This is a genomic window from Mesorhizobium sp. SP-1A (assembly GCF_032460275.1).
Classification (GTDB): domain Bacteria; phylum Pseudomonadota; class Alphaproteobacteria; order Rhizobiales; family Rhizobiaceae; genus Mesorhizobium.
Genome location: NZ_JAVXZD010000001.1, coordinates 1,483,329 through 1,503,864, shown reverse-complemented (window position 1 = coordinate 1,503,864; position 20,536 = coordinate 1,483,329). Strand labels below are relative to the sequence as shown.

Sequence of the window (20,536 nt, the reverse complement as noted above, 5' to 3'; positions counted from 1 at the left end):
GCCTCAGTAGAAGCGGACCAGCAGCGCGCCGACCAGCAAAAGCGCCGCGCCGGCAACACGGCCGAGCGACAGTTCCCGCACGGCCACGCCGAGGAAGCCGATGCGGTCGAGCAGCATGCCCATGACAAGCTGTCCCGCGACGAGGAAGGCCATGAGCGCGGCGGCCCCGATGCGCGGGGTGAGGATGGTGGAAAGCGTGACATAGAACGCGCCCAGCATGCCGCCCACGATGAACATCCACGGCGCTGGCGCCTTCCAGTCGAGCGAAACGCCGTCCAGCCGCATCACGACGACCGTCACGATGCCGAGGATGATCGCGCCCGACAGGAACGAGAAGGCCGCCGCGGCAACGGGCAGACCCAGCCCTTTCGCCAATTGCGCGTTGATCGGCGCCTGTATGGCGATGAAAGCGCCGGAAAGAATGCCGAGCAGCGACCAGACAAGCCCCATCATCGCCAGAAGACCGGTCAGGCCGGAACGTCGGCCGCGACCTTCAGCGACACGATCTTGTCCGGGTCCTGGACAGGTTCGCCGCGCTTGATCTTGTCGACGTTCTCCATGCCCTCGATGACCTGGCCCCAGACCGAGTACTGGCGATTAAGGAAGGAGGCGTCGTCGAAGCAGATGAAGAACTGCGAATTCGCCGAGTTCGGGTTCTGGGCACGCGCCATGGAGCAGGTGCCGCGGCCGTGATTGGCGTTGGAGAACTCGGCCTTGAGGTCGGGCTTGTCGGAGCCGCCCATGCCGGCGCGGGACGGCGCGAAAGTGGGCTTGGAGGAATTGCCGAACTTCACGTCGCCGGTCTGCGCCATGAAGCCGTCGATGACGCGGTGGAAGACCACGCCGTCATAAGCGCCCTCGCGCGCCAGTTCCTTGATGCGGGCGACGTGGCCAGGCGCCAGGTCGGGGAGCATTTCGATGACCACCCTGCCCTTGGTGGTTTCCATGATGAGCGCGTTCTCGCGGTCCTTGATCTCAGCCATGTCCTTGTCCTTCTCTCCAGGAAATCACTTCTTGTCGGCGGCGACGCGCACCTTGATCATGCGGTCCGGATCGTCGACCGAGCCGTTCTGCGCCTCGTCGCCCTTCTTGATCTTATCGACCAGTTCCATGCCCTTCTCGACATTGCCGACGATCGTATATTGCCCGTCCAGCGAAGGGGCCGGCGCGAACATGATGAAGAATTGCGAGTTCGCCGAGTTCGGGTCCTGCGAGCGGGCCATGCCGACCACGCCGCGCACGAAATGCTCCTTGGAGAATTCGGCCGGCAGGTCGGGAAGCTTCGAGCCGCCGGTGCCCACGGCGTTGGGGTCATAGCCCTTTTTGGCGTTACCGTACTGCACATCGCCGGTCTGCGCCATGAAGCCGTCGATGACGCGGTGGAAGACGACGTTGTCATAGGCGCCTTCGCGCACGAGCTTCTTGATCTGCGCGACATGCTTGGGCGCAAGGTCGGGGCGCAGCGCGACCGTGACGTCGCCGTCCTTCAACGTGATGACCATCGTGTTCTCGGGATCGGCGGCGGATGCCGGCAGGGATCCGGCGAACAATGCCGCGAGCACCACGAAAAAGGCGGCGAGCTTGCTGAACTGCATGGATTGTCTCCGAAACTATTTCGCGAATTTGGCAGCGAGCGCGCCCGCAACCGATGCCGGCACGAAAGGACGGATGTCGCCGCCCATCGAAGCGATCTGGCGCACAAGTGTGGCGGTTATGGTGCGCACGGAAGGACTGGCCGGCAGGAACACCGTTTGCAATTCGGGCGCCATGGTCTCGTTCATGCCGGCCATCTGCATTTCATAGTCCAGATCGGTGCCGTCGCGCAGGCCGCGGATCATGATCGAGGCGCCGTTCTCGCGGGCGGCGTCGATGACGAGCCCGTCGAAGGCGACGACCTTGATGCGCGCGCCCTCCGCGCCCAGTTCTTCCGCCGCGGCCTGTTCTATCAAACGCACCCGCTCCTCGAAGGAAAACAGCGGCTTCTTGCCCGGATGAACGCCGATGGCCGCGTAGACGACGTCCGCGACCGCGAGCGACGCCTTCAGAACGTCGAGATGGCCGTTGGTCAGCGGATCGAAGGAGCCGGCATAAATGGCGACGCGTTGTGTCATGGCTTCCAGCTTCTAGCGGCGGCGCCTTCGGAACGCAAATGCCGTCTTCCGCAAGCCGTGAACCAATCGGAAACCATGAACAGCAAATGAACCCAACGGTCAGGACCGGTTAAATCCCGTTCACGTAGAGATGATGGCGTGGGTGAAACCAATTCGCGGCCCGTTCGTTTTCGGACCAGGAGGACCAAGCCATGATGATCTTCATGCTCGCCGCCGCAATGACAATCGCCATGCTGATCGCCACCGTGTTCGGTTTGCATCAGGAGGCCGAGAGGGTGCGTCTGGATACGCGCGACCGCCGCTATCATTTCGGCCGCCGCAATTAACCTCGCCCGGTGCGGCTCTTGGTTCAGCGCTCGTTTTCGAGCAGATGGCCTTAGCTGCCGGTCAAAGACGTTTTTCCATAAAGACCACGGTCCAACCGTCCCGTTTCGGATGAAAACGCCGCTCCACTTCCTCGTAACCGTATGATGAATAGAGCGAGATGTTGCGCACCAGCTTTTCGTTGGTGAAGAGGCGTAGCCGGTCCAGCCCTGCGTCGAGCGCCCTCTGCTCCGCCCAATCCAGAAGCCTGATTCCCAGCCTGCGTCCCTGAAAGGCCGGCGCGACGACCACGCTGTAGATCAGCATGTGGTCGGCATGGGTTTCCAGCACGATCAGGCCCGCCGGCTCGCCTGCCAATTGCAACAACCAGACCTCGCCGCCAGCGATGCGCGGTGCGTAATCTTCGCCGACCGGCAGCGGCGCGGCTCCCAGCAGTTCCACATAAGGCAGGTAGGCCTCCTCGGTCAGCCGGACGACCGTGGCCAGATCATCGGCTTGCGCCAGACGCAAAATCGGTTCGGTTCCGCTCATCGACACCCGCCGGCTTGTCTGTCCATCCTGGAAAAAAGATAGCGCGTTCAACCTTCGCGTCCTTCGACCAGTTCGGATATCGCGCAAGGCCAACGCCGATGTAAAACAAGTATAACTAATTTAACAGTTCATAAGTTTAGAACGTTTTGTTCCTGACAGACAGTTAAAACAATTTACTAAGGCAATATTAAAATGACAGAATCAACATAAATACATATTCACCTGACCTGTAGCGGGAAGGTGTATATTATGTATGACTATATTATAGTTGGCGCAGGAACCGCAGGATGTATTCTAGCTAACAAACTAAGTGCAAATCCTGCGAACCGGATTTTACTTCTAGAATCCGGCTACCCGGACAACTCACCGCTGATCCGAATTCCCGGTGAGGCCGGCAAGATCATGCGCAGCAAGCTGATTCGGGTTCACCAGACGGTCGCCCAGCGGGAACTTAACGGCCGGCATTGCCCGATTCCCCAGGCCAACGTCGTGGGCGGCGGAAGTTCCGTGAACGGAATGATCTATATTCGCGGCAATCCCGAAGACTATCGCCGCTGGCATGCCCTGGGCAACGAAGGCTGGGACTGGCCCGACGTGCTCGCCTATTTCATCGCCGAAGAGAACAACGCCGTCCATGGCGCGCCCTATCACGGAAAAAGCGGGGCGGTGCATGTGCGGGATATTCCTAGCCCTAATCCCCTGACGCGGATTTTCGTCCGCGCCGCAGCTGAATGCGGCATCGCGCCCAATCCCGATTTCAACGGATCGCATCAGGACGGCGCGGGCATCTTCCAGGTCACCAATTTCGGCGGATATCGCTGGAGCGCGGCGAACGCCTATCTGCGGCCGGCCGAATCGCGAAGGAACCTCGAAATCATAACGCAGGCACAAGTGCTTGGAATTATTGTCAAGGATCGTCGCGCCGAAGCCGTCGAAGTGCAGCTTGCCGATGGAACAAGACGGTCTTTCCACGCCAAACGGGAAATCATCCTGTCCGCCGGAGCGGTCAGTTCGCCGTCACTGCTCCTGCGCTCGGGCATCGGACCCGGCGACGAGCTACGAGCCATCGGCATCGACATCGTTCACGACCTGCCGGGCGTGGGCAAGAACTTTCACGACCATCTTCATGTCAGCGTCGCCGGCCGGTGCAGCCGTCCTCTCTCCTATGACGGCATGGACAAGTGGTGGCCTTCTTTTCGGCACAAGCTGGAAATGGCCGTGACCGGCCGGGGACCCGCGACATCGACCTGGTGCGAGGCGAGCGCCTACATGCGGACCCGCCCCTCCAAGCCGCAACCGGACCTCGCCGTGCATTTCCTGCCCGTCTACGCGATGAGCAATATGGACGACTGGCCGAAAGGGCATGGCGTGACCCTGAACGCGACCTTCCTCCAGCCGAAAAGCCGGGGCGAAATCCGGTTGGCGTCGCCGGATCCGGCGGACGCGCCGCTGATCGATCCGAATTATCTCGGCGCCTCGGAAGACATGCCGATGATGTTCGAGGCGGCGAAACTGGCGAGGCGCATCCTGCAAGCGGAAGCCTTCCGGCCTTATTGCAGCGAGGAGTTTTCGCCAGGATCCGGCGTCCGGAGCGACGCCGATCTCGAGCGATTCGTTCGCGCCCATGCCGTCACCGACTTCCATCCCGTCGGCTCGTGCAAGATGGGCAAGGATGCAATGGCCGTGGTCGATGACAGGCTGCGGGTGCGTGGCCTGGAAGGGCTACGGGTGATCGACGCGTCGATCATGCCCGTCGTGGTCAGCGGCAACACCAACGCGCCGACGATGATGATCGCCGCCAAGGGTGCGGACATGATCCTGTCAGGCGAAAACCGGCAAGGCCTCGTGGAGAAGGCGTCGGCCCTCGGCTAGAACTCGCCGGCCGAGAGCGGGGCCGTCGAGCAATGACGTAAAAACAAGGACTTAAGGCGTCGTCTCAATCCGCCTGTTCGCCAACCGCCTCAGGTCAAGCGGGGCGGCCGAGGTCGCCTCCCCGCATGTCCGGCGGCTTCAACGAGCCCTCGAAGCGGCCGGCTCAGGTCTCCTGGCCGGGCGCATCGGTGACGTCGGAACCGTCACCGTTTTCGACGGAAGCTTCGTTGTCGGCATCCTCCTCGCCCTGCGGCTCGGAGATACGTTCGACGGACACGACCTTCTCGCCCTCGGCCGTGTTGAAGATGGTGACGCCCTTGGTGGCGCGGCTGGCGAAGCGGATGCCATGGACGGGAACGCGGATCACCGTGCCGCCATCCGACACCAGCATGATCTGGTCCTCATTGTCGATCGGGAACGCCGCCACCAGCCTGCCGATCTCGTCCACTTTGGACACGTCGGTGGCGCGGATGCCCTTGCCGCCGCGGCCGGTGAGCCGGAAATCATAGGACGAGGACCGCTTGCCATAGCCGAACTCCGTCACCGTCAGCACGAATTGCTCGTGCTGCCTGAGGAATTCATAGCGCTCGTCGGAAAGCTGGGCTTCCTCGCCCACTTCCTCGTTGGTCAGGACGATCTCGTCCTCCTCGCCCGCACCCGAAAGCAGCCGGCGCTCGGCGGTCGAGCGCTTGAGATAGGCGGCGCGTTCGGCAGGATCGGCCTCGACATGCTCCATGATGGTCATGGAGATGGCGCGGTCGCTCTCGGCCATGGATATGCCGCGCACGCCGACGGAATTGCGGCCGGCAAAGACGCGCACGTCCGAGACCCGGAAGCGGATGCACTGGCCCGACGCCACGGTCAGCAGCACGTCGTCGTTTTCGGTGCAAGTCTCGACGCCGAGGATCTCGTCGTTCTCCTCCAGCTTCATGGCGATCTTGCCGTTGCGGTTGACCTGCACGAAGTCGGACAGCTTGTTGCGGCGCACGGTGCCGCGCGTGGTGGCGAACATCACGTCCAGTTCGCCCCAGTTGCCTTCATCTTCCGGCAGGGGCATGATGGTGGTGATGCGCTCGCCCTGCTCCAGCGGAAGCATGTTGATGAGCGCCTTGCCGCGCGACTGCGGCGTGCCGATGGGCAGGCGCCACACCTTCTCCTTGTAGACGATGCCGCGCGAGGAGAAGAACAGCACCGGCGTGTGCGTGTTGGCCACGAACAGCCGGGTGACGAAATCCTCGTCCTTGGTGGACATGCCGGAGCGGCCTTTGCCGCCGCGGCGCTGCGCCCGGTAGAGCGACAGCGGCACGCGCTTGATGTAGCCGGAATGGCTGACGGTGACGACCATGTCCTCGCGCTGGATGAGGTCCTCGTCCTCCATGTCCGCGCCGCCTTCGGCAAGCTCGGTGCGGCGCGGTGTGGAAAACTCGTCGCGAACGGCGGCCAGTTCGTCCTTGACGATCTGCTGGATACGCGCGCGCGACGACAGGATATCGAGATAATCCGCGATCTCGACGCCGATCTTGTTCAATTCGTCGTCGATCTCGTCGCGTCCCAGTGCGGTCAGCCGCTGGAGCCGCAGCTCGAGAATGGCACGGGCCTGCTCTTCCGACAGATTGTAGGTGCCGTCTTCGTTGATGCGGTGGCGCGGGTCGTCGATCAGCTTGATCAGGGCCTCGACATCGGCAGCCGGCCAGCGGCGCTCCATCAACTGGTCGCGCGCCGTCTGCGGGTCGGGCGCGTTGCGGATCAGCCGGATGACCTCGTCGATGTTGGCGACGGCGATCGCCAGGCCGACCAAGACATGGGCGCGGTCGCGAGCCTTGCGCAGCAGGAACTTCGTGCGGCGGCTGATGACCTCCTCGCGAAACGCCGCGAAGGCCTTCAGCATGTCGATCAGCGTCATCACTTCGGGCTTGCCGCCGTTCAGCGCCACCATATTGGCGCCGAAGGAAGTTTGCAGCGGCGTGAAGCGATAGAGCTGGTTGAGGATGACTTCGGCGTTGGCGTCGCGCTTCAGTTCGATGACGACGCGGTAGCCCTGGCGGTCGCTCTCGTCACGAATGTCGGAGATGCCCTCGATGCGCTTGTCGCGCACCAGTTCGGCCATCTTCTCGATCATCGAAGCCTTGTTCACCTGATAGGGAACCTCGGTGACGACGATGGCCTCGCGATCGCCGCGGATCTCCTCGACATGCACCTTGCCGCGCATGATGATGGAGCCGCGCCCGGTGGAATAGGCGCTGTGGATGCCGGAGCGGCCGAGAACGATGCCGCCGGTCGGGAAATCAGGCCCTGGCACTATCTCCATCAGTTCCGACAGGTCGATGGCCGGATTGTCGATGATGGCAATGGCGCCGTCGCAGACCTCGCCCAGATTGTGCGGCGGGATGTTGGTGGCCATGCCGACCGCGATGCCGCCCGAACCGTTGACAAGAAGGTTCGGAAAGCGGGCCGGCAATACGCGCGGTTCCTGCGAGGACGCATCGTAGGTGTCCTGCCAGTCGACGGTTTCCTTGTCGATGTCCTCCAGCAGTTCATGCGCAACCTTGGTCAGGCGCGATTCGGTGTAGCGCATGGCCGCCGGCGGATCGCCGTCGATGGAGCCGAAATTGCCCTGCCCGTCGATGAGCGGCACGCGCATGGACCAGTCCTGCGCCATGCGCACCAGCGCGTCGTAGATCGAGGCGTCGCCGTGAGGGTGGTACTTACCCATGACGTCGGCCACGGGGCGCGCCGACTTCACATATTTGCGGTTCCAGTGATAGCCGCTCTCATGCGAGGCATAGAGGATGCGCCGATGCACGGGCTTCAGGCCGTCGCGCACATCGGGAAGCGCGCGCGAGACGATCACGCTCATGGCGTAATCGAGATAGGAGCGCTGCATCTCCTCGATGATGGAAACCGGTTCGATGTCGGATGGGCCGTCCGGCCCGCGCGGTGTCTTCTGGTCGGTCAAAACAGGTCACACGAATATGGGAATCATTGACCTTTTATATAGGAACGCGCACGGATTCTCCAACGAAACCAGGCATTTTCCAGCGCTGATTTCATCCGAAAATTCAAACAGATGGACGAATGATACGTCTTGCCGCAAGCGGTTCGGGGCCGTGGCCCCTTCCTGGTCGGCACAGCCTTTCCTGCATGAGGCACGGCCAAGAATCCGGCACCAACGCAGGAGACGGCCGTTCCGCGAAAAGGGACCAGAAAATCGCTTCGCACTTTCGTCCGGCCGGGTTAGCCTGCCGGCCTGCGGGGGAATGCGGCCATGCCCAGTTTCGACAGCATCTTCAATGCCTTCGTGACGATTCTCGTGACCATCGATCCGCCGGGACTGGCGCCGATCTTCCTGGCCGTTACGCGCGGCATGAACCGCGAGGAACGGCAGCAGGTCTCGGTGCGCGCAAGCGTCATCGGTTTCCTGATCATGGCGCTGTTCGCGGTCGCCGGTGCTTCGATCCTGTCCGTGTTCGGCATCACCCTGCCGGCTTTCCGGGTCGCCGGCGGGTTCCTGCTGTTCTTCATCGCGTTCGAAATGGTGTTCGAGCGGCGTCAGGACCGGAAGGAGAAGATCTCGGACGTCGCCGTCACCCGCGACCACATCCACAACATCGCGGCCTTTCCACTGGCGATCCCGCTGATCGCCGGGCCCGGCGCGATCTCGGCGACGGTGCTCCTGTCCGGCTCCTTCCAGGGCATCGGCGCACGGATTGCGCTGGTCGGCATCATCCTCGCGTGCCTTGCCATCACCTATCTGGTGTTCGTGCTGTCGGAACACATAGACCGCTTCCTTGGCCAGACCGGCCGCTCGATCCTGACGCGGCTTCTGGGCGTGATCCTGGCGGCGCTGGCCGTCCAGTTCGTCGCCGACGGCATCAAGGCGCTGGCTGCAGGCTGATATCCCGTCGGCCTCGAAGCCTCAGCCGCCGCAGACAACCGCGTGCGTGGCGCGGCCCGGCGGCAGCGTGCACAGCGCGACGACCAGCGCCGGCGCCCGAAGCAGCCCGCGCCTCAGGAAGGCTCGACCGGCATCCGCCACAGCGTCATTGCGTATCGACGATTTCGAAATCGTGGGTGATGGTCGCGGTCTTGGCCATCATCGCGGAAGCCGAGCAATATTTGCCGAGCGAAAGCTCTATCGCGCGCTTGACCTTGTCACTGGAAAGCGAACGGCCCTTGACGATGAAATGCATGTGGATGCGCGTGAACACCTTGGGTTCGGTGTCCGCGCGATCGGCGTCGAGCTCGACCACGCAATCCTCGACCGCTTCGCGGCCCTTTTCAAGGATGTGGACCACGTCGTAGGCCGAGCAACCACCGGTTCCCATCAGCACCAGTTCCATCGGACTCGGTCCCGGCGTCTTGCCTTCGGGAGCGGACGAGGTGCCCAGGACCAGCTTGTGACCGCTTCCGGATTCGCCGACGAAGGTGCGCTCCTCGACCCACTTGATGCGTGCCTTCACCGAATTCGTCCCTCTTGCAGATGTTCCGACAGATTCGCAGGCGAAACGCTGGCGGCAGCGCCGCTACGCGTCCGCACAAACGGCGTCCCAGCCCGGATCAGAACGGGATCTCGTCGTCCAGTTCGCGCGACGCGCCACCGCCGCCCGCGCTGCCACGGTTGCCGCCGCCGCGTCCATAGTCGCTCGTGCCGGATTGGCCGAAGCTGTCACGTCCGCCCGAATAGCCGACCTGACCGCCCTCGCCCTGTCCGCGCGCATCGAGCATCTGAAGCTCGCCACGGAATTTCTGCAGCACGATCTCGGTGGTGTAGCGGTCCTGGCCGTTCTGGTCCTGCCACTTGCGGGTCTGGAGCTGGCCCTCGACATAGACCTTCATGCCCTTCTTCAGGTACTGCTCGGCGACCTTGGCCAGATTGTCGTTGAAGATCACGACATTGTGCCACTCGGTCTTTTCCTTGCGCTCGCCGGAATTCTTGTCGCGCCAAGTTTCCGAGGTGGCCACGCGGATGTTGACGACCGGGTCGCCGGAATTCAGCCGGCGGATCTCCGGGTCCGCCCCCAGATTGCCGACCAGAATAACCTTGTTGACGCTACCAGCCATGACGCTTCTCCGCGCTCGTCCGAAACCATATCTGCCGCACCATATAGGGCTCGGGCGCGGCGCGCCCGCATGCAAACGGCTCTTTCCCCACTATTTTCGTTCTCTTTATGTTCTAATCCCGCACCGACAGGGCTGTCAAGAAGGCTGGCCGCATGGCGTGGGCGGCTGTATGTTCGGCCAATGACATGGAAGATCTTGCCCTCCAAAGGCTGCATCGCGGCAATCATCATCGCCAGCGCTCCCGGCGTCGCTTTTGCGGGAAATAGCCAGCAGCCTCGTTCGTCCGGGTCGCTTCCCGGCGTCGACGGCAGCTACCGCATAGTAAAGCCACTCCCGGAGCCGGACGAGCCCGACGCAGCGACGGGCAATCGGTTCCGTATCGGCAACATGGATGTCCGCGTTTCCGGTTCCGTGATCGTCGACGTGGGTGCCGGATCGCTCGGCTCTCCCAAGCGTTGAAGCCGCCGCACCGGCCGTAAAAGAGTTGGCCCCGCCGCTGCGTCAAGCAAACCGGCCGGGGCCTGATGATCAATCTAACCATTTTTGCCGGGAGGGTTTTACCGGCTTCTGGTTTCGGATGCGCCTCGGCATTCCGCCGATGATCCGACTGCAGTCTCTGATTGTAGGGGATACGGCAGGACGGTTTGCCGGTAAGCCAAAGGCGAACTGGCGCCTATACCAGCCGCGGCTCCACAACATGGTGGAGCCTATTGGGACTGTCCGGTGGGGTCATGCCTCCGCTCCTCTGTCCATTGCTCCTTTTGCCATCCGGAACTCTCATTCGTTGGCCTGCGGCGCCTCGCAAGCCGCCTAATCGGCTCGGCGATCGCCCTCGGGCGACCGGTTCCGGGGACATCTGAAGTCTGCTCCCGCCCCGTGCCGACGTCAACCTTTGCCTGGCCACAAAGGGCAAAATGTGATCGCCGGCAGCGCGTCAGGCGCTCCGGGAAGGCGCGAACCGGCCGGAGGGAACCCCCTGCCGCTTGCTCATCGACGCCTGCCATTCCAGGAAATATGCAATGACGAACTGCGCGCAGACGCCTGTCGCGACAAGCAGGAAATCGCGCATCGGCGTCGCGGCGTATTGCAGCTTGAGCACCTGCGCGAGCATCGCGATGATCGTGCCGGACACGAAAACCGGCAGGGAATGCTTGCCGAGGATCGCAAGCGCGTTGGTCGGCGCGACCCTCAGCAGGTTGGCGATCGCCGGCACCGACGTCACCAGATAGGCCAGCGCCAGTATGTCGAGCAAGCGGGACAGGGACAGGAACGTCTTGTCGAACCCGCCGAGCACGGTCGGCAGGCCGAACCAGCTCACCTGCCCCCACAAGGGCGAGCGTATCCACAGGAACGCCCAGACCAGATAGAGCACCGAAAGCCAGGTCAGCACAGGATTTGCCGGCAGGCGGCCGCCGGCTCGCACATGCATCATGCCGGCAATGCCGATGACGAACAGGAACTGCCAGGACAGCGGATTGAGAAACCAGAAGCCGCCCGTGGGATAGTTTATCGGCGCGAGCTGCCAGATGCCGGCAACGAGCCAGACCAGGAAAGAGCCGACGAGGGTCCATCGCAGGCTGCGGTTCAGGCACCAGACCATGAGCGGCGCGAACAACAGCAGCACCGCATACATGGACAGGATGTTGTTGTAGCCCAGCTGGTGGCCGAGCAGCCCCACGCCGACGAAAGCCTCGGCGGAATCGTCGATCAGGGCGGGAATGTTGTTCTGCTGGAGGAATATCGTGTTCTTGGTCAGGATGGCGGCGCCGCAGAATATGGTCAGGGTGGCCACCGTCGTCATGATATGCGCGCAGTACAGGGTCCCCGCGCGCCTCCACATCTTCCAGGCGGTCAAAAAACGCTGGCCCGGGCGAAAATTTGGGAACATAGGCGAGGCCGACCGCCGCGCCGGAAATCAGCACGAAAGCCTCCGCGGCGTCCGCGAAGCCGAAATTGCGGATCGTGAACCGCTCGTAGACCGTGCCCGGTATGTGGTCGATGAAGATCGTCAGCAGTGCCAGGGCCCGCAGGACGTCGATCCGGGTGTCTCTTCGTTTTTCCATGGAGGCGGCCGCATGAATTGGTTTGCGGGCCGCATTGTGTGACGCCCACATAACAGCAGGATGAAAGTCTCGTGTCGTTCGATTCGAGCATCTTTTGAACAGAGATAGCGGCGAAATTGCATTCGCACCGCCGCCGGCATTCGGTGTGCGGCGATATGCCGAACGCAAAAGGCATCACAAGATGGAGAGCAAATGACCGAAAGCCAGTTGGTGACGACAGCGCCGTTCGCCTACCAGCGCGTGGCCAAGGGCGCCGATGATGCTCCCACCATCGTCGCCCTGCATGGATCGGGCGCCGACGAGATGTCGATGCTGCCGCTGGCCCAGGCCATAATGCCGAATGCCGGCGTGATCGCCCCCAGGGGCAGGATCGACCAGAACGGCGAACGGCGCTGGTTCCGGAAAGTCACGCCGACGAGGTTCGTCCAATCCAGCATCCGCAGCGAGGCGGCGGCCTTTGCCGGCTTTCTTCGCGACCTTTCCCGTGACGGCATCCTCGACCTGCGAAGCACGGTCTTTCTTGGCTATTCGAACGGCGGAAACCTGGTCCATGCGCTGATGCTGCTGCATCCCGGGCTGGTTCGGCGCGCCATCCTGCTCCGCTGCATGCCTGTGCTGTTCTGGCCGCCCAGGCCCGACCTGTCGGGGGCCGAAGCCCTGATTGTCGCGGGAGAAGACGACCAGACCTATGGCCGTTTCACGCCGAAGCTTGCCCGGCTGCTGGAGCGTCGCGGCGCCGCCGTGGCAGTCTGCTCGGTGCCGGCCGGACATATGTTCGGAGAAGATGATATCGAACTGGCGCGTAAATGGTGCCGAAGCAGAGCTCTCGAAAACGACCGTGTGTCCGCCTAGTCCCTGCGCTTGCAGTTGTCAGGAGTGCGTTCAGCCTTTGTTCTTTTCGCTTGCCGGGCCATGAAAAAGGCGGTTAAACCGCTGGACGTGCGTTTCTCGACGCGGCGGTAAAAACACCTATATGTGGAGCGGCCGGGGATGCCCCGCCAATCCGAAATTCCACTTCTGAGGCGGCGGACCGGCTATGGCCGACCACAAATTCATTTCCATTCGCGGCGCGCGCGAGCACAACCTCAAGAACGTCGATCTCGACCTTCCGCGCGATTCCCTGATCGTGATGACCGGCCTGTCCGGATCGGGCAAGTCGTCGCTTGCCTTCGACACCATCTATGCGGAAGGCCAGCGGCGTTATGTCGAGAGCCTGTCGGCCTATGCGCGGCAATTCCTCGAAATGATGCAGAAGCCGGACGTCGATCAGATCGACGGCCTGTCGCCGGCCATCTCGATCGAGCAGAAGACGACGTCGCGCAATCCGCGCTCGACGGTGGGCACCGTCACCGAGATCTACGACTACATGCGCCTTCTGTTCGCGCGCGTGGGCGTGCCCTATTCGCCGGCGACCGGGCTGCCGATCGAGAGCCAGACGGTGAGCCAGATGGTCGACCGCGTGCTGGCGCTGGACGAAGGCACCCGCCTCTACATCCTTGCGCCCCTGGTGCGCGGCCGCAAGGGCGAGTACCGCAAGGAACTGGTCGAACTGCAGAAGAAGGGTTTCCAGCGCGTGAAGGTGGACGGCACCTTCTACGAAATCGCCGACGTGCCGGCGCTGGACAAGAAGTACAAGCACGACATCGATGTCGTCGTGGACCGTATCGTCGTGCGTCCGGACCTGGCGACCCGTCTCGCCGATTCCATGGAAACCTCGCTCAAGCTGGCCGAGGGCCTGGTGGTGGCCGAATTCGCCGACCGGCCGCTTCCGCCCGAGGAAACGGCGGAAGGCGGCGCGGCCAACAAGTCGGCCAACGACACGCATGAACGCATCCTGTTCTCGGAAAAGTTCGCCTGTCCGGTGTCGGGCTTCACCATTCCGGAGATCGAGCCGCGGCTGTTCTCGTTCAACAATCCGTTCGGCGCCTGCCCGACTTGCGACGGCCTGGGCAGCCAGCGCGCCATCGATGCCAGCCTGATCGTGCCGGACGACAACGTCTCGCTGCGCAACGGCGCGGTAAGCCCATGGGCAAAATCGACCTCGCCCTATTATTCGCAGACGCTGGAAGCCCTTGGCAAGGTCTACGGCTTCCAGCTCGGCGACAAGTTCAAGGACCTTTCGGCAGAAGCGCAGAAGGCCGTGCTTTACGGTACCGGCGAACGCGAGATCACGTTCAACTACGATGACGGCTTGCGCTCCTACAAGACGACCAAGACCTTCGAGGGCGTGATCCCGAACCTCGAGCGGCGCTGGAAGGAGACGGAATCGGCCTGGATGCGCGAGGAGATCGAGCGCTTCATGTCGGCCACGCCCTGCCCCGCCTGCAATGGCTATCGCCTCAAGCCCGAAGCGCTGGCGGTGAAGATCGGCGGCAAGCATATCGGCGAGGTGACGGAACAGTCGATCCGCAAGGCCAACGCCTGGTTCGAGGCATTGCCCGCGCAGCTCAACGAGAAGCAGAACGAGATCGCGGTGCGCATCCTCAAGGAGATCCGCGAACGTCTGCGCTTCCTCAACGATGTCGGCCTCGATTATCTGACGCTGGCGCGCAACTCGGGAACGCTGTCGGGCGGCGAGAGCCAGCGCATTCGCCTGGCCTCGCAGATCGGCTCGGGGCTGACCGGCGTGCTCTATGTGCTGGACGAGCCCTCCATCGGCCTGCACCAGCGCGACAACGCCCGCCTGCTCGATACGCTCAAGCACCTGCGGGACCTCGGCAATACGGTGATCGTGGTCGAACACGACGAGGACGCGATCCTCCACGCCGACTATGTGGTGGATATCGGGCCGGCCGCCGGCATCCATGGCGGGCGCGTGATCGCACAGGGAATCCCGGCCGAGATCATGGCCAATCCGGCTTCCATCACCGGCAAGTATCTGTCCGGCGAGTTGCAGATCGCGGCTCCTTCCGAACGCCGCGCCGGCAAGAAGGGCAAGCGCATCAAGGTGGTCGGCGCGCGCGGCAACAATCTGAAGAACGTGACGGCGGAGATTCCGCTCGGCACCTTCACCTGCGTGACCGGCGTTTCCGGGGGCGGCAAGTCCACCTTCCTGATCGAGACGCTGTTCAAGGCCGCGTCACGGCGCATCATGGGTTCGCGCGAGCACCCGGCCGAGCACGACCGCATCGAGGGGCTCGAGTTTCTCGACAAGGTGATCGACATCGACCAGTCGCCGATCGGTCGCACGCCGCGCTCCAATCCCGCCACCTATACCGGCGCCTTCACGCCAATCCGCGACTGGTTCGCCGGGCTGCCGGAGGCCAAGGCGCGCGGCTACCAGCCCGGCCGCTTCTCCTTCAACGTCAAGGGCGGACGCTGCGAGGCGTGCCAAGGCGACGGCGTCATCAAGATCGAGATGCATTTCCTGCCCGATGTCTACGTCACCTGCGACGTCTGCCACGGCAAGCGCTACAATCGCGAGACGCTGGACGTCACGTTCAAGGGCAAATCCATCGCCGACGTGCTCGACATGACGGTGGAGGAAGGCGTCGAGTTCTTCTCGGCAGTGCCGGCCGTGCGCGACAAGCTGGAAACGCTGAAGCAGGTCGGCCTCGGCTACATTCATATCGGCCAGCAGGCCACCACGCTTTCGGGCGGCGAGGCGCAGCGCATCAAGCTCGCCAAGGAACTGTCGCGCAAGGCGACCGGCAAGACGCTGTACATTCTCGACGAACCGACGACCGGCCTGCATTTCCATGACGTCGCCAAGCTGCTCGAAGTGCTGCATGAACTGGTCGAGCAAGGCAACACGGTGGTCGTCATCGAGCACAATCTGGAGGTCATCAAGACCGCCGACTGGATACTCGACCTTGGCCCCGAGGGCGGCGACGGCGGCGGCGAACTCGTCGCGTCCGGGACGCCGGAAGACATCGCAGCCGAGCCGCGCAGCTACACCGGCCAGTTCCTGAAGGAATTGCTGGAACGCCGGCCGAAACGCGAGCAGGAAGCGGCCGAGTAGCAACTGGTCTTCAGTGCCGGCAACAAAAAAGGGCAGACGAACCTTTCGGCTCGCCCGCCCTACCCCCAGCGTATGGCCGCAACGCGGCCGTTGGCACCGCGTGCTGCCCCCGAGCCAAAGAACCGGGAGATCGCAGGATCTTCGTTTCCAGCCATAAGCCATCTCGGTTGAGAGCACATACCCCATTTGGGGGGGGCTGGCGGTTGCCGTGCCCGCGACATCTGCACGCGTCCGCTTTTGGCAGGAGAGTTGAGCGGAATTCCGGTTTCGGATGGCGGGAACACCGAAGGCGTGTTTTGACTGTTTTCCGAAGCTGCCGGCCCGCCAAGCTGGCAAGAGCGGCCGCTTCAGGCATAACGTAGGTCGACACGGAGGAAAGGCATGGGCAAGGCAGGTAGAATCCGCGCAGGCATGGGCGGCTGGACCTTCGAGCCGTGGGACAAGGCCTTTTATCCCGACAAGCTCGCCAAGGCCAAGCAGCTGCACTTCGCATCGAGGCAGGTCCCGACCATAGAGGTCAACGGCACCTATTATTCCAGCTTCAAGGAGCCGACCTTCGTGAAATGGGCCGCGGAATCGCCGGACGACTTCGTGTTTTCGCTGAAGGGCAACCGCTTCATCACCAATCGACGGGTCCTGGCCGAAGCCGGCGAATCGATGATGCGCTTTCTCGAATCCGGGGTGGCCGCCCTTGGCGAAAAGCTCGGGCCGATCCTGTGGCAGTTCGCGCCGACCAAGAAGTTCGATGCCGGGGATTTCGAGGGTTTCCTGAAACTACTGCCCGAAAAACAGGATGGCGTGAGGCTTCGCCACGCGCTCGAGGTGCGCAATCCCACGTTCGTCGTGCCGGAATTCGTGGCTCTGGCGCGCGAATACAACGCCGCGATCGTCTATGCCGATCACGCCACCTATCCGGCGATCGCGGATGTGACCTCGGACTTCGTCTATGCGCGCCTGCAGACGGGCAAGGACGAGAACCCCGATTGCTACACCGACCGCGCACTGGACCAATGGGCCGAGCGCGCCGGAACATGGGCGGAAGGCAAAACGCCCGCCGACCTGCCGCGCGCCGATCCCGCCACCGAAGCGCCGGTCGAGCCGCGTGACGTGTTCGTCTATTTCATCACCGAGGGCAAGGTGCGCGCGCCTTTCGGCGCAATGGCGCTGATGCGACGCGTCAATTCAAAGGCTTGAGGGGTCACGGGGCCTGCAAGGCAACAATCGGGCCCGCAGAGGCAAGGATTGAAGGGCGATCAACCGTTTCCGGCCACTTCACCCGTCATCTCATGTCCCGCGCGCGACCCGTTCGATTTCCTCGCGCACAAGTCGTTCGACCAATGTCGGCAGGTTGTTGTCGAGCCAATCCTGCAACATCGGCCGCAGCATCTCCTCTGCCATCTCGTCGAAGCTCTTGCGGCTGCGGTTGGCGAACGCTTCGGACAGTTCCCCGAAGGCCGCCGCCACCTGGCGGCTGGTCTGCTCCGAAACGAGAGCGGGCTTTGCCGGCTGCTTTTCCAGGCCCGCAGGCTCGGGATGCGCAGCCTCGGGCTGCTTCGTCACATCAGAAGCACCCGCGACAACGTCCGGTGCCGCCGTTTCGGTCTCCCGCGGCGTCGCTTGCGCCTTATGCGAAATTCCCGAAAACTCCGGCGAAACGGTTTCGGTTTTCGCCGCATCGACGTCGGTGGTCGCGTCCGCGCCCCGGTCCGGCGACGAACCGATAGCGGACAGGTTTGAAGGGACCGGCTTCGAACCGCCCTCGCCCGTCACGCGAGCCCCCACTTCGGCCAGGGTCATCATAGGACGCGATCCCGTCTCCGCAGCCTCCGTGACGGGCTGCTTCTCCGAATCGATTCGGGCCTGAACCTCGGAGAGCGTGACCGGCTTTACGACCTGCGGCTCGCCGCGAAACTCAGCGCGGAATGCAGCGATTTCGGGAGCGGCCGACTCGCTCTCCTGTTCCAGCTCGCCATCCTGCGTCGGCCCGTCGATGTCGATGGGCGGGCGGCGCCCGGTATCGCTGTCTTCGATGATCCTCCTGATGGAGGCCAGAATCTCCTCCATCGAAGGTTCGCGTTGTGCAGTGCTCGCCGTGGCCATCGTCACATCCGCCACCCTTGTGACCCGTTGCAGCTCTCGATTCGGGCGGCAAGTCGCCATCGAATCATTGGCAAAAGCGTATCCGACCCGGAGTCATCCGAGAATCCCCAATCTCGGGCGCTTCGGGATTTCAACAGGATTGAAAGTCGGATCGCCGTTCCGGGCCCGGAAAAGCAAGGAGAAACAACATTATAGCACTTGAGGTCGTGCGCATGCGGCGACAGCAAAAAGCCCGGACGAGACCGCCCGGGCTTTGCATGACATGATCATCCGAAAAGATCAGCGGCCGTCTGGCGTGCGCAAGCCGTACCACTTGTCCTTGACGGCGTTGTAGTGCTCCTGCGGCTGGTACTTCGCCACGCGCAGCCCAAGTCTGTCCGTGGACAGGCGGCCCATGGCCTGGAGAATCGCGTAGCTGGCCAGCACCACGTCGCGCTCGGAACTCGCAAGGTTGATCTGCGCGTTGACCACGTCGTTCTGGGCGTTGAGCACGTCCAGCGTGGTGCGCTGGCCGACATTGCGCTCCTCGATGACGCCATTGAGCGCGAGCTGCGCTGCCGAGACCAGCGCGCGGTTTGCGTCGACGCCTTCGCGCGCCGCCGTGTAGGACGTCCAGGCCGCCGCGACGGCGTTACGGACCTGGTCGCGGCTGACGTCAACCTGGATGCGCGCCTGGCCGAGCTGTTCCTTCGACTGGCGGATCTGCGCCGAAGTGCGGCCACCGGAATAGATCGGAATGGTCAGCGTCGCGCCGATGTTCGCCGAGGTCGAATCACCGGTATTGAGCCGGTCGGCGCCGACGCCGGAAGCGGAGCCGTATTGCTGCGAGACGCCGGCCGAGGCCGTCACCTGCGGCAGCAAGGCGCCTTCCGCGGACTTGACGGTGAAGCCGGCGGCATCGACCAGATGCTGCGTGGCCAAAATCGCCGGATGCTCGTTCTGGGCGATGGCGAAGGCGGAATCAAGGCTCGACGGCAGGAGCTTCGCAAGCGGAGAGGCCGCTTTCAGCGTGCCGGGCTCCTCGCCGACGATCTGGTGATAGGTGGCCTCGCTGGCCTTGGCCTGGGCGCGCGCCGCGCTGAGCTGCGCAATGGCGCCCGAGCGCGAAGCGTCGGCCTGTGCGACGTCGGTGCGGGTGCCCTCGCCCACTTCGAAGCGCGAACGGGCGGCGCGTGCCTGCTCGGTCAGGAATTTGAGATTCTGTTCCGTCAGCTTGGCGACCTGCCGGTCGTGTATGACGTTCATATAGGCCTGGGCCGCCGTGAAGAGCGTGTTTTCTTCCGAGTTGCGCAGGCTTTCCTGCGAGGCGAACACATTCGCCTCGGCTGCCGCGACGTTGTTCTTGGTTTGAAAGCCGTCGAACAGGGTCTGGTTGATCTGAACGCCGAAATTGCCCTGCGTGAGGCGGGTCGTGCCGTTCTGCTTGGTAACCGAATAGTCGATGCTGGCAGAGCCGGCGATGGTCGGGCGATAGCCGGACTTGGCGATGGCGACGCTCTCGTCGGTAACGCGGACGCCGGCGCGGGCTGCATTGACGGTGGAATTGTTCTTGTAGGCCTTGGCCAGGGCCCCCTGGATAGTTTCGGCCGAAACCGGGCCGGTATGAAACGCCGCCACGGTTACAAACAGGGCGGCAAGGAGGCTTTTGTTCACAGACTGCACAACAGATCCCTCATCCGTTCATGGGAACCGCGCCGTGGCGTCCGCTCGAACATGGCAGACTTCAAGGCGTTCTCAAGTTCCCTATTGTCGGGTAAAGCCCCCAGCCGACCCGCCCGACAATATTATTCAAATGCAATAGCCAACATGACAAGGCGTCGGCCGCAAGGAAAAAACGCTCAGAATTCAAAGGCGCGCGCGCGTTCGAATCCCGGTAGTGGCTTTATTGCCGCATTAAATGCACGCCGGCCGGTCGCAACACCATTAGTCTTCAAAAACAGACGGGCTATGCCGGCATTGCCCCGGCCTTCGACCGCCACCAGCCTTCCGCCTTCACGCAATTGCACAAGCAATGCTTCGGGGACCTCGTCGACGCTGCCCTCGATGAGAATCACATCGTAGGGCGCTTTCGCCGCGTAACCGGCATTCATCGGGCCGGTCACGACCTCCACATTGTCATATCCAAGCTGGGGAATCACCGAACGCGCGACGTCCGCGAGGGCAGAATCAGCTTCCAGCCCCACGACGGAACGAGCCAGCCTGGACAGGACGGCGGCGCTGTAGCCCGTGGCGCAGCCGATATCGAGCACGTTGTCCTGCGTGTCGACCTGCGCGAGTTGAATGAGCCTGGCCAGGGACGCCGGCTCCATCAGATAGCGCGGACCGTGCGCACCGTCCGCGACGCGGATGTCCTCGTCGATATAGGCGAGATCGCGCACATCCGCCGGGGTGAAACGCTCGCGCGGCACGGTGAGCAGCGCCGCCAGCAAGGGCGCGCTGGTGACATCGACGGTCCGGATCTGGCCGTCCACCATCTTGACCCGCTGCGCAGCGAAATCAGCATCCATATCCCA

Annotated in this window: 19 protein-coding genes and 1 pseudogene; 7 read left to right on the top strand and 13 right to left on the bottom strand. The window is 63.1% G+C overall.

All coding sequences use genetic code 11. The features are described 5' to 3' along the window. Window positions 1–3: 3 nt before the first annotated feature. From QU595_RS07320 to coaD, 4 genes are read right to left on the bottom strand one after another with little or no spacing between them, the layout of a single operon-like run. On the bottom strand, window positions 4–453 hold the full coding sequence (locus tag QU595_RS07320) for a DMT family transporter (protein WP_315920195.1): 450 nt from the start codon (window positions 451–453) through the stop codon (window positions 4–6). A gap of 14 nt (window positions 454–467) precedes the next feature. Next, window positions 468–983, bottom strand: a complete 516-nt coding sequence (locus QU595_RS07315; RefSeq protein ID WP_315920194.1) for a peptidylprolyl isomerase — start codon at window positions 981–983, stop codon at window positions 468–470. A 24-nt stretch (window positions 984–1,007) separates the two neighbouring features. Further along, on the bottom strand, window positions 1,008–1,595 hold the full coding sequence (locus QU595_RS07310) for a peptidylprolyl isomerase (RefSeq protein ID WP_315920193.1): 588 nt from the start codon (window positions 1,593–1,595) through the stop codon (window positions 1,008–1,010). Window positions 1,596–1,610: 15 nt separating this feature from the next. Then, on the bottom strand, window positions 1,611–2,111 hold the full coding sequence (gene coaD, locus QU595_RS07305) for a pantetheine-phosphate adenylyltransferase (RefSeq protein ID WP_315920192.1): 501 nt from the start codon (window positions 2,109–2,111) through the stop codon (window positions 1,611–1,613). Window positions 2,112–2,302: 191 nt separating this feature from the next. On the opposite strand from coaD, the gene QU595_RS07300 reads away from it, so the two are divergent. Further along, entirely contained in the window at window positions 2,303–2,437 is a 135-nt protein-coding gene (locus QU595_RS07300; RefSeq protein ID WP_315920191.1) for a hypothetical protein, read from the top strand. Between the two features lie 61 nt (window positions 2,438–2,498). Here QU595_RS07300 and QU595_RS07295 read toward each other — a convergent pair whose 3' ends face one another. Next, a complete protein-coding gene (locus QU595_RS07295) occupies window positions 2,499–2,966 on the bottom strand; it encodes a GNAT family N-acetyltransferase (RefSeq protein ID WP_315920189.1) in 468 nt (155 codons plus the stop codon). Between the two features lie 249 nt (window positions 2,967–3,215). Between QU595_RS07295 and QU595_RS07290 the strand changes: the two genes are divergently transcribed. Beyond that, window positions 3,216–4,838: a GMC family oxidoreductase gene (locus tag QU595_RS07290; protein WP_315920188.1), complete on the top strand. Its 1,623-nt coding sequence runs from the start codon at window positions 3,216–3,218 to the stop codon at window positions 4,836–4,838. A 163-nt stretch (window positions 4,839–5,001) separates the two neighbouring features. Here the strand turns inward: QU595_RS07290 and gyrA are convergent, their stop codons facing one another. Beyond that, window positions 5,002–7,794, bottom strand: coding sequence for a DNA gyrase subunit A (gyrA, locus tag QU595_RS07285; RefSeq protein WP_315920186.1), 2,793 nt, complete (start codon window positions 7,792–7,794; stop codon window positions 5,002–5,004). A 309-nt stretch (window positions 7,795–8,103) separates the two neighbouring features. Here gyrA and QU595_RS07280 point away from each other — a divergent pair, with 309 nt between their 5' ends. Then, on the top strand, window positions 8,104–8,733 hold the full coding sequence (locus QU595_RS07280) for a MarC family protein (protein WP_315920184.1): 630 nt from the start codon (window positions 8,104–8,106) through the stop codon (window positions 8,731–8,733). Between the two features lie 145 nt (window positions 8,734–8,878). On the opposite strand, the gene QU595_RS07275 is transcribed toward QU595_RS07280, so the two are convergent. Together QU595_RS07275 and ssb are read right to left on the bottom strand one after the other, a co-directional pair. Next, a complete protein-coding gene (locus QU595_RS07275) occupies window positions 8,879–9,298 on the bottom strand; it encodes an OsmC family protein (RefSeq protein WP_315920183.1) in 420 nt (139 codons plus the stop codon). Window positions 9,299–9,395: 97 nt separating this feature from the next. Then, the gene (gene ssb, locus QU595_RS07270) at window positions 9,396–9,899 is read right to left on the bottom strand and encodes a single-stranded DNA-binding protein (protein WP_315920181.1); all 504 of its coding nucleotides are present in this window, start codon (window positions 9,897–9,899) and stop codon (window positions 9,396–9,398) included. Window positions 9,900–10,079: 180 nt separating this feature from the next. On the opposite strand from ssb, the gene QU595_RS07265 reads away from it, so the two are divergent. Then, window positions 10,080–10,358, top strand: a complete 279-nt coding sequence (locus tag QU595_RS07265; protein WP_315920180.1) for a hypothetical protein — start codon at window positions 10,080–10,082, stop codon at window positions 10,356–10,358. Between the two features lie 475 nt (window positions 10,359–10,833). Here QU595_RS07265 and QU595_RS07260 read toward each other — a convergent pair whose 3' ends face one another. Both QU595_RS07260 and opgC read right to left on the bottom strand, forming a co-directional pair. Continuing rightward, window positions 10,834–11,700: an OpgC family protein gene (locus tag QU595_RS07260; RefSeq protein WP_315920178.1), complete on the bottom strand. Its 867-nt coding sequence runs from the start codon at window positions 11,698–11,700 to the stop codon at window positions 10,834–10,836. A gap of 133 nt (window positions 11,701–11,833) precedes the next feature. Then, window positions 11,834–11,962 (bottom strand): annotated as a pseudogene (gene opgC / locus QU595_RS30185) (OpgC domain-containing protein); the annotation flags it as partial. 192 nt (window positions 11,963–12,154) lie between these two features. On the opposite strand from opgC, the gene QU595_RS07250 reads away from it, so the two are divergent. From QU595_RS07250 to QU595_RS07240, 3 genes are all read left to right on the top strand, one after another. Then, window positions 12,155–12,814, top strand: a complete 660-nt coding sequence (locus tag QU595_RS07250) for an alpha/beta hydrolase (protein WP_315920175.1) — start codon at window positions 12,155–12,157, stop codon at window positions 12,812–12,814. 184 nt (window positions 12,815–12,998) lie between these two features. Then, on the top strand, window positions 12,999–15,923 hold the full coding sequence (gene uvrA, locus QU595_RS07245; protein WP_315920174.1) for an excinuclease ABC subunit UvrA: 2,925 nt from the start codon (window positions 12,999–13,001) through the stop codon (window positions 15,921–15,923). Between the two features lie 381 nt (window positions 15,924–16,304). Beyond that, window positions 16,305–17,117, top strand: coding sequence for a DUF72 domain-containing protein (locus QU595_RS07240; RefSeq protein WP_315920173.1), 813 nt, complete (start codon window positions 16,305–16,307; stop codon window positions 17,115–17,117). Between the two features lie 90 nt (window positions 17,118–17,207). On the opposite strand, the gene QU595_RS07235 is transcribed toward QU595_RS07240, so the two are convergent. The 3 genes from QU595_RS07235 to QU595_RS07225 all read right to left on the bottom strand — a co-directional run bounded on the left by QU595_RS07235 (window position 17,208) and on the right by QU595_RS07225 (window position 20,530). Next, a complete protein-coding gene (locus QU595_RS07235; protein WP_315920171.1) occupies window positions 17,208–18,023 on the bottom strand; it encodes a PopZ family protein in 816 nt (271 codons plus the stop codon). 279 nt (window positions 18,024–18,302) lie between these two features. Continuing rightward, a complete protein-coding gene (locus QU595_RS07230; protein ID WP_315920170.1) occupies window positions 18,303–19,685 on the bottom strand; it encodes a TolC family outer membrane protein in 1,383 nt (460 codons plus the stop codon). A 176-nt stretch (window positions 19,686–19,861) separates the two neighbouring features. Beyond that, window positions 19,862–20,530, bottom strand: coding sequence for a protein-L-isoaspartate O-methyltransferase (locus tag QU595_RS07225; protein ID WP_315920168.1), 669 nt, complete (start codon window positions 20,528–20,530; stop codon window positions 19,862–19,864). Window positions 20,531–20,536 lie beyond the last annotated feature (6 nt).

Coding starts and splice junctions, on each gene's coding strand:
- QU595_RS07320 (WP_315920195.1), bottom strand. CDS start 453: ATGATGGGGCTTGTCTGGTCGCTGCTCGGCATTCTTTCCGGCGCTTTC.
- QU595_RS07315 (WP_315920194.1), bottom strand. CDS start 983: ATGGCTGAGATCAAGGACCGCGAGAACGCGCTCATCATGGAAACCACC.
- QU595_RS07310 (WP_315920193.1), bottom strand. CDS start 1,595: ATGCAGTTCAGCAAGCTCGCCGCCTTTTTCGTGGTGCTCGCGGCATTG.
- coaD (WP_315920192.1), bottom strand. CDS start 2,111: ATGACACAACGCGTCGCCATTTATGCCGGCTCCTTCGATCCGCTGACC.
- QU595_RS07300 (WP_315920191.1), top strand. CDS start 2,303: ATGATGATCTTCATGCTCGCCGCCGCAATGACAATCGCCATGCTGATC.
- QU595_RS07295 (WP_315920189.1), bottom strand. CDS start 2,966: ATGAGCGGAACCGAACCGATTTTGCGTCTGGCGCAAGCCGATGATCTG.
- QU595_RS07290 (WP_315920188.1), top strand. CDS start 3,216: ATGTATGACTATATTATAGTTGGCGCAGGAACCGCAGGATGTATTCTA.
- QU595_RS07280 (WP_315920184.1), top strand. CDS start 8,104: ATGCCCAGTTTCGACAGCATCTTCAATGCCTTCGTGACGATTCTCGTG.
- ssb (WP_315920181.1), bottom strand. CDS start 9,899: ATGGCTGGTAGCGTCAACAAGGTTATTCTGGTCGGCAATCTGGGGGCG.
- QU595_RS07265 (WP_315920180.1), top strand. CDS start 10,080: ATGACATGGAAGATCTTGCCCTCCAAAGGCTGCATCGCGGCAATCATC.
- QU595_RS07260 (WP_315920178.1), bottom strand. CDS start 11,700: ATGACGACGGTGGCCACCCTGACCATATTCTGCGGCGCCGCCATCCTG.
- QU595_RS07250 (WP_315920175.1), top strand. CDS start 12,155: ATGACCGAAAGCCAGTTGGTGACGACAGCGCCGTTCGCCTACCAGCGC.
- uvrA (WP_315920174.1), top strand. CDS start 12,999: ATGGCCGACCACAAATTCATTTCCATTCGCGGCGCGCGCGAGCACAAC.
- QU595_RS07240 (WP_315920173.1), top strand. CDS start 16,305: ATGGGCAAGGCAGGTAGAATCCGCGCAGGCATGGGCGGCTGGACCTTC.
- QU595_RS07235 (WP_315920171.1), bottom strand. CDS start 18,023: ATGGCCACGGCGAGCACTGCACAACGCGAACCTTCGATGGAGGAGATT.
- QU595_RS07225 (WP_315920168.1), bottom strand. CDS start 20,530: ATGGATGCTGATTTCGCTGCGCAGCGGGTCAAGATGGTGGACGGCCAG.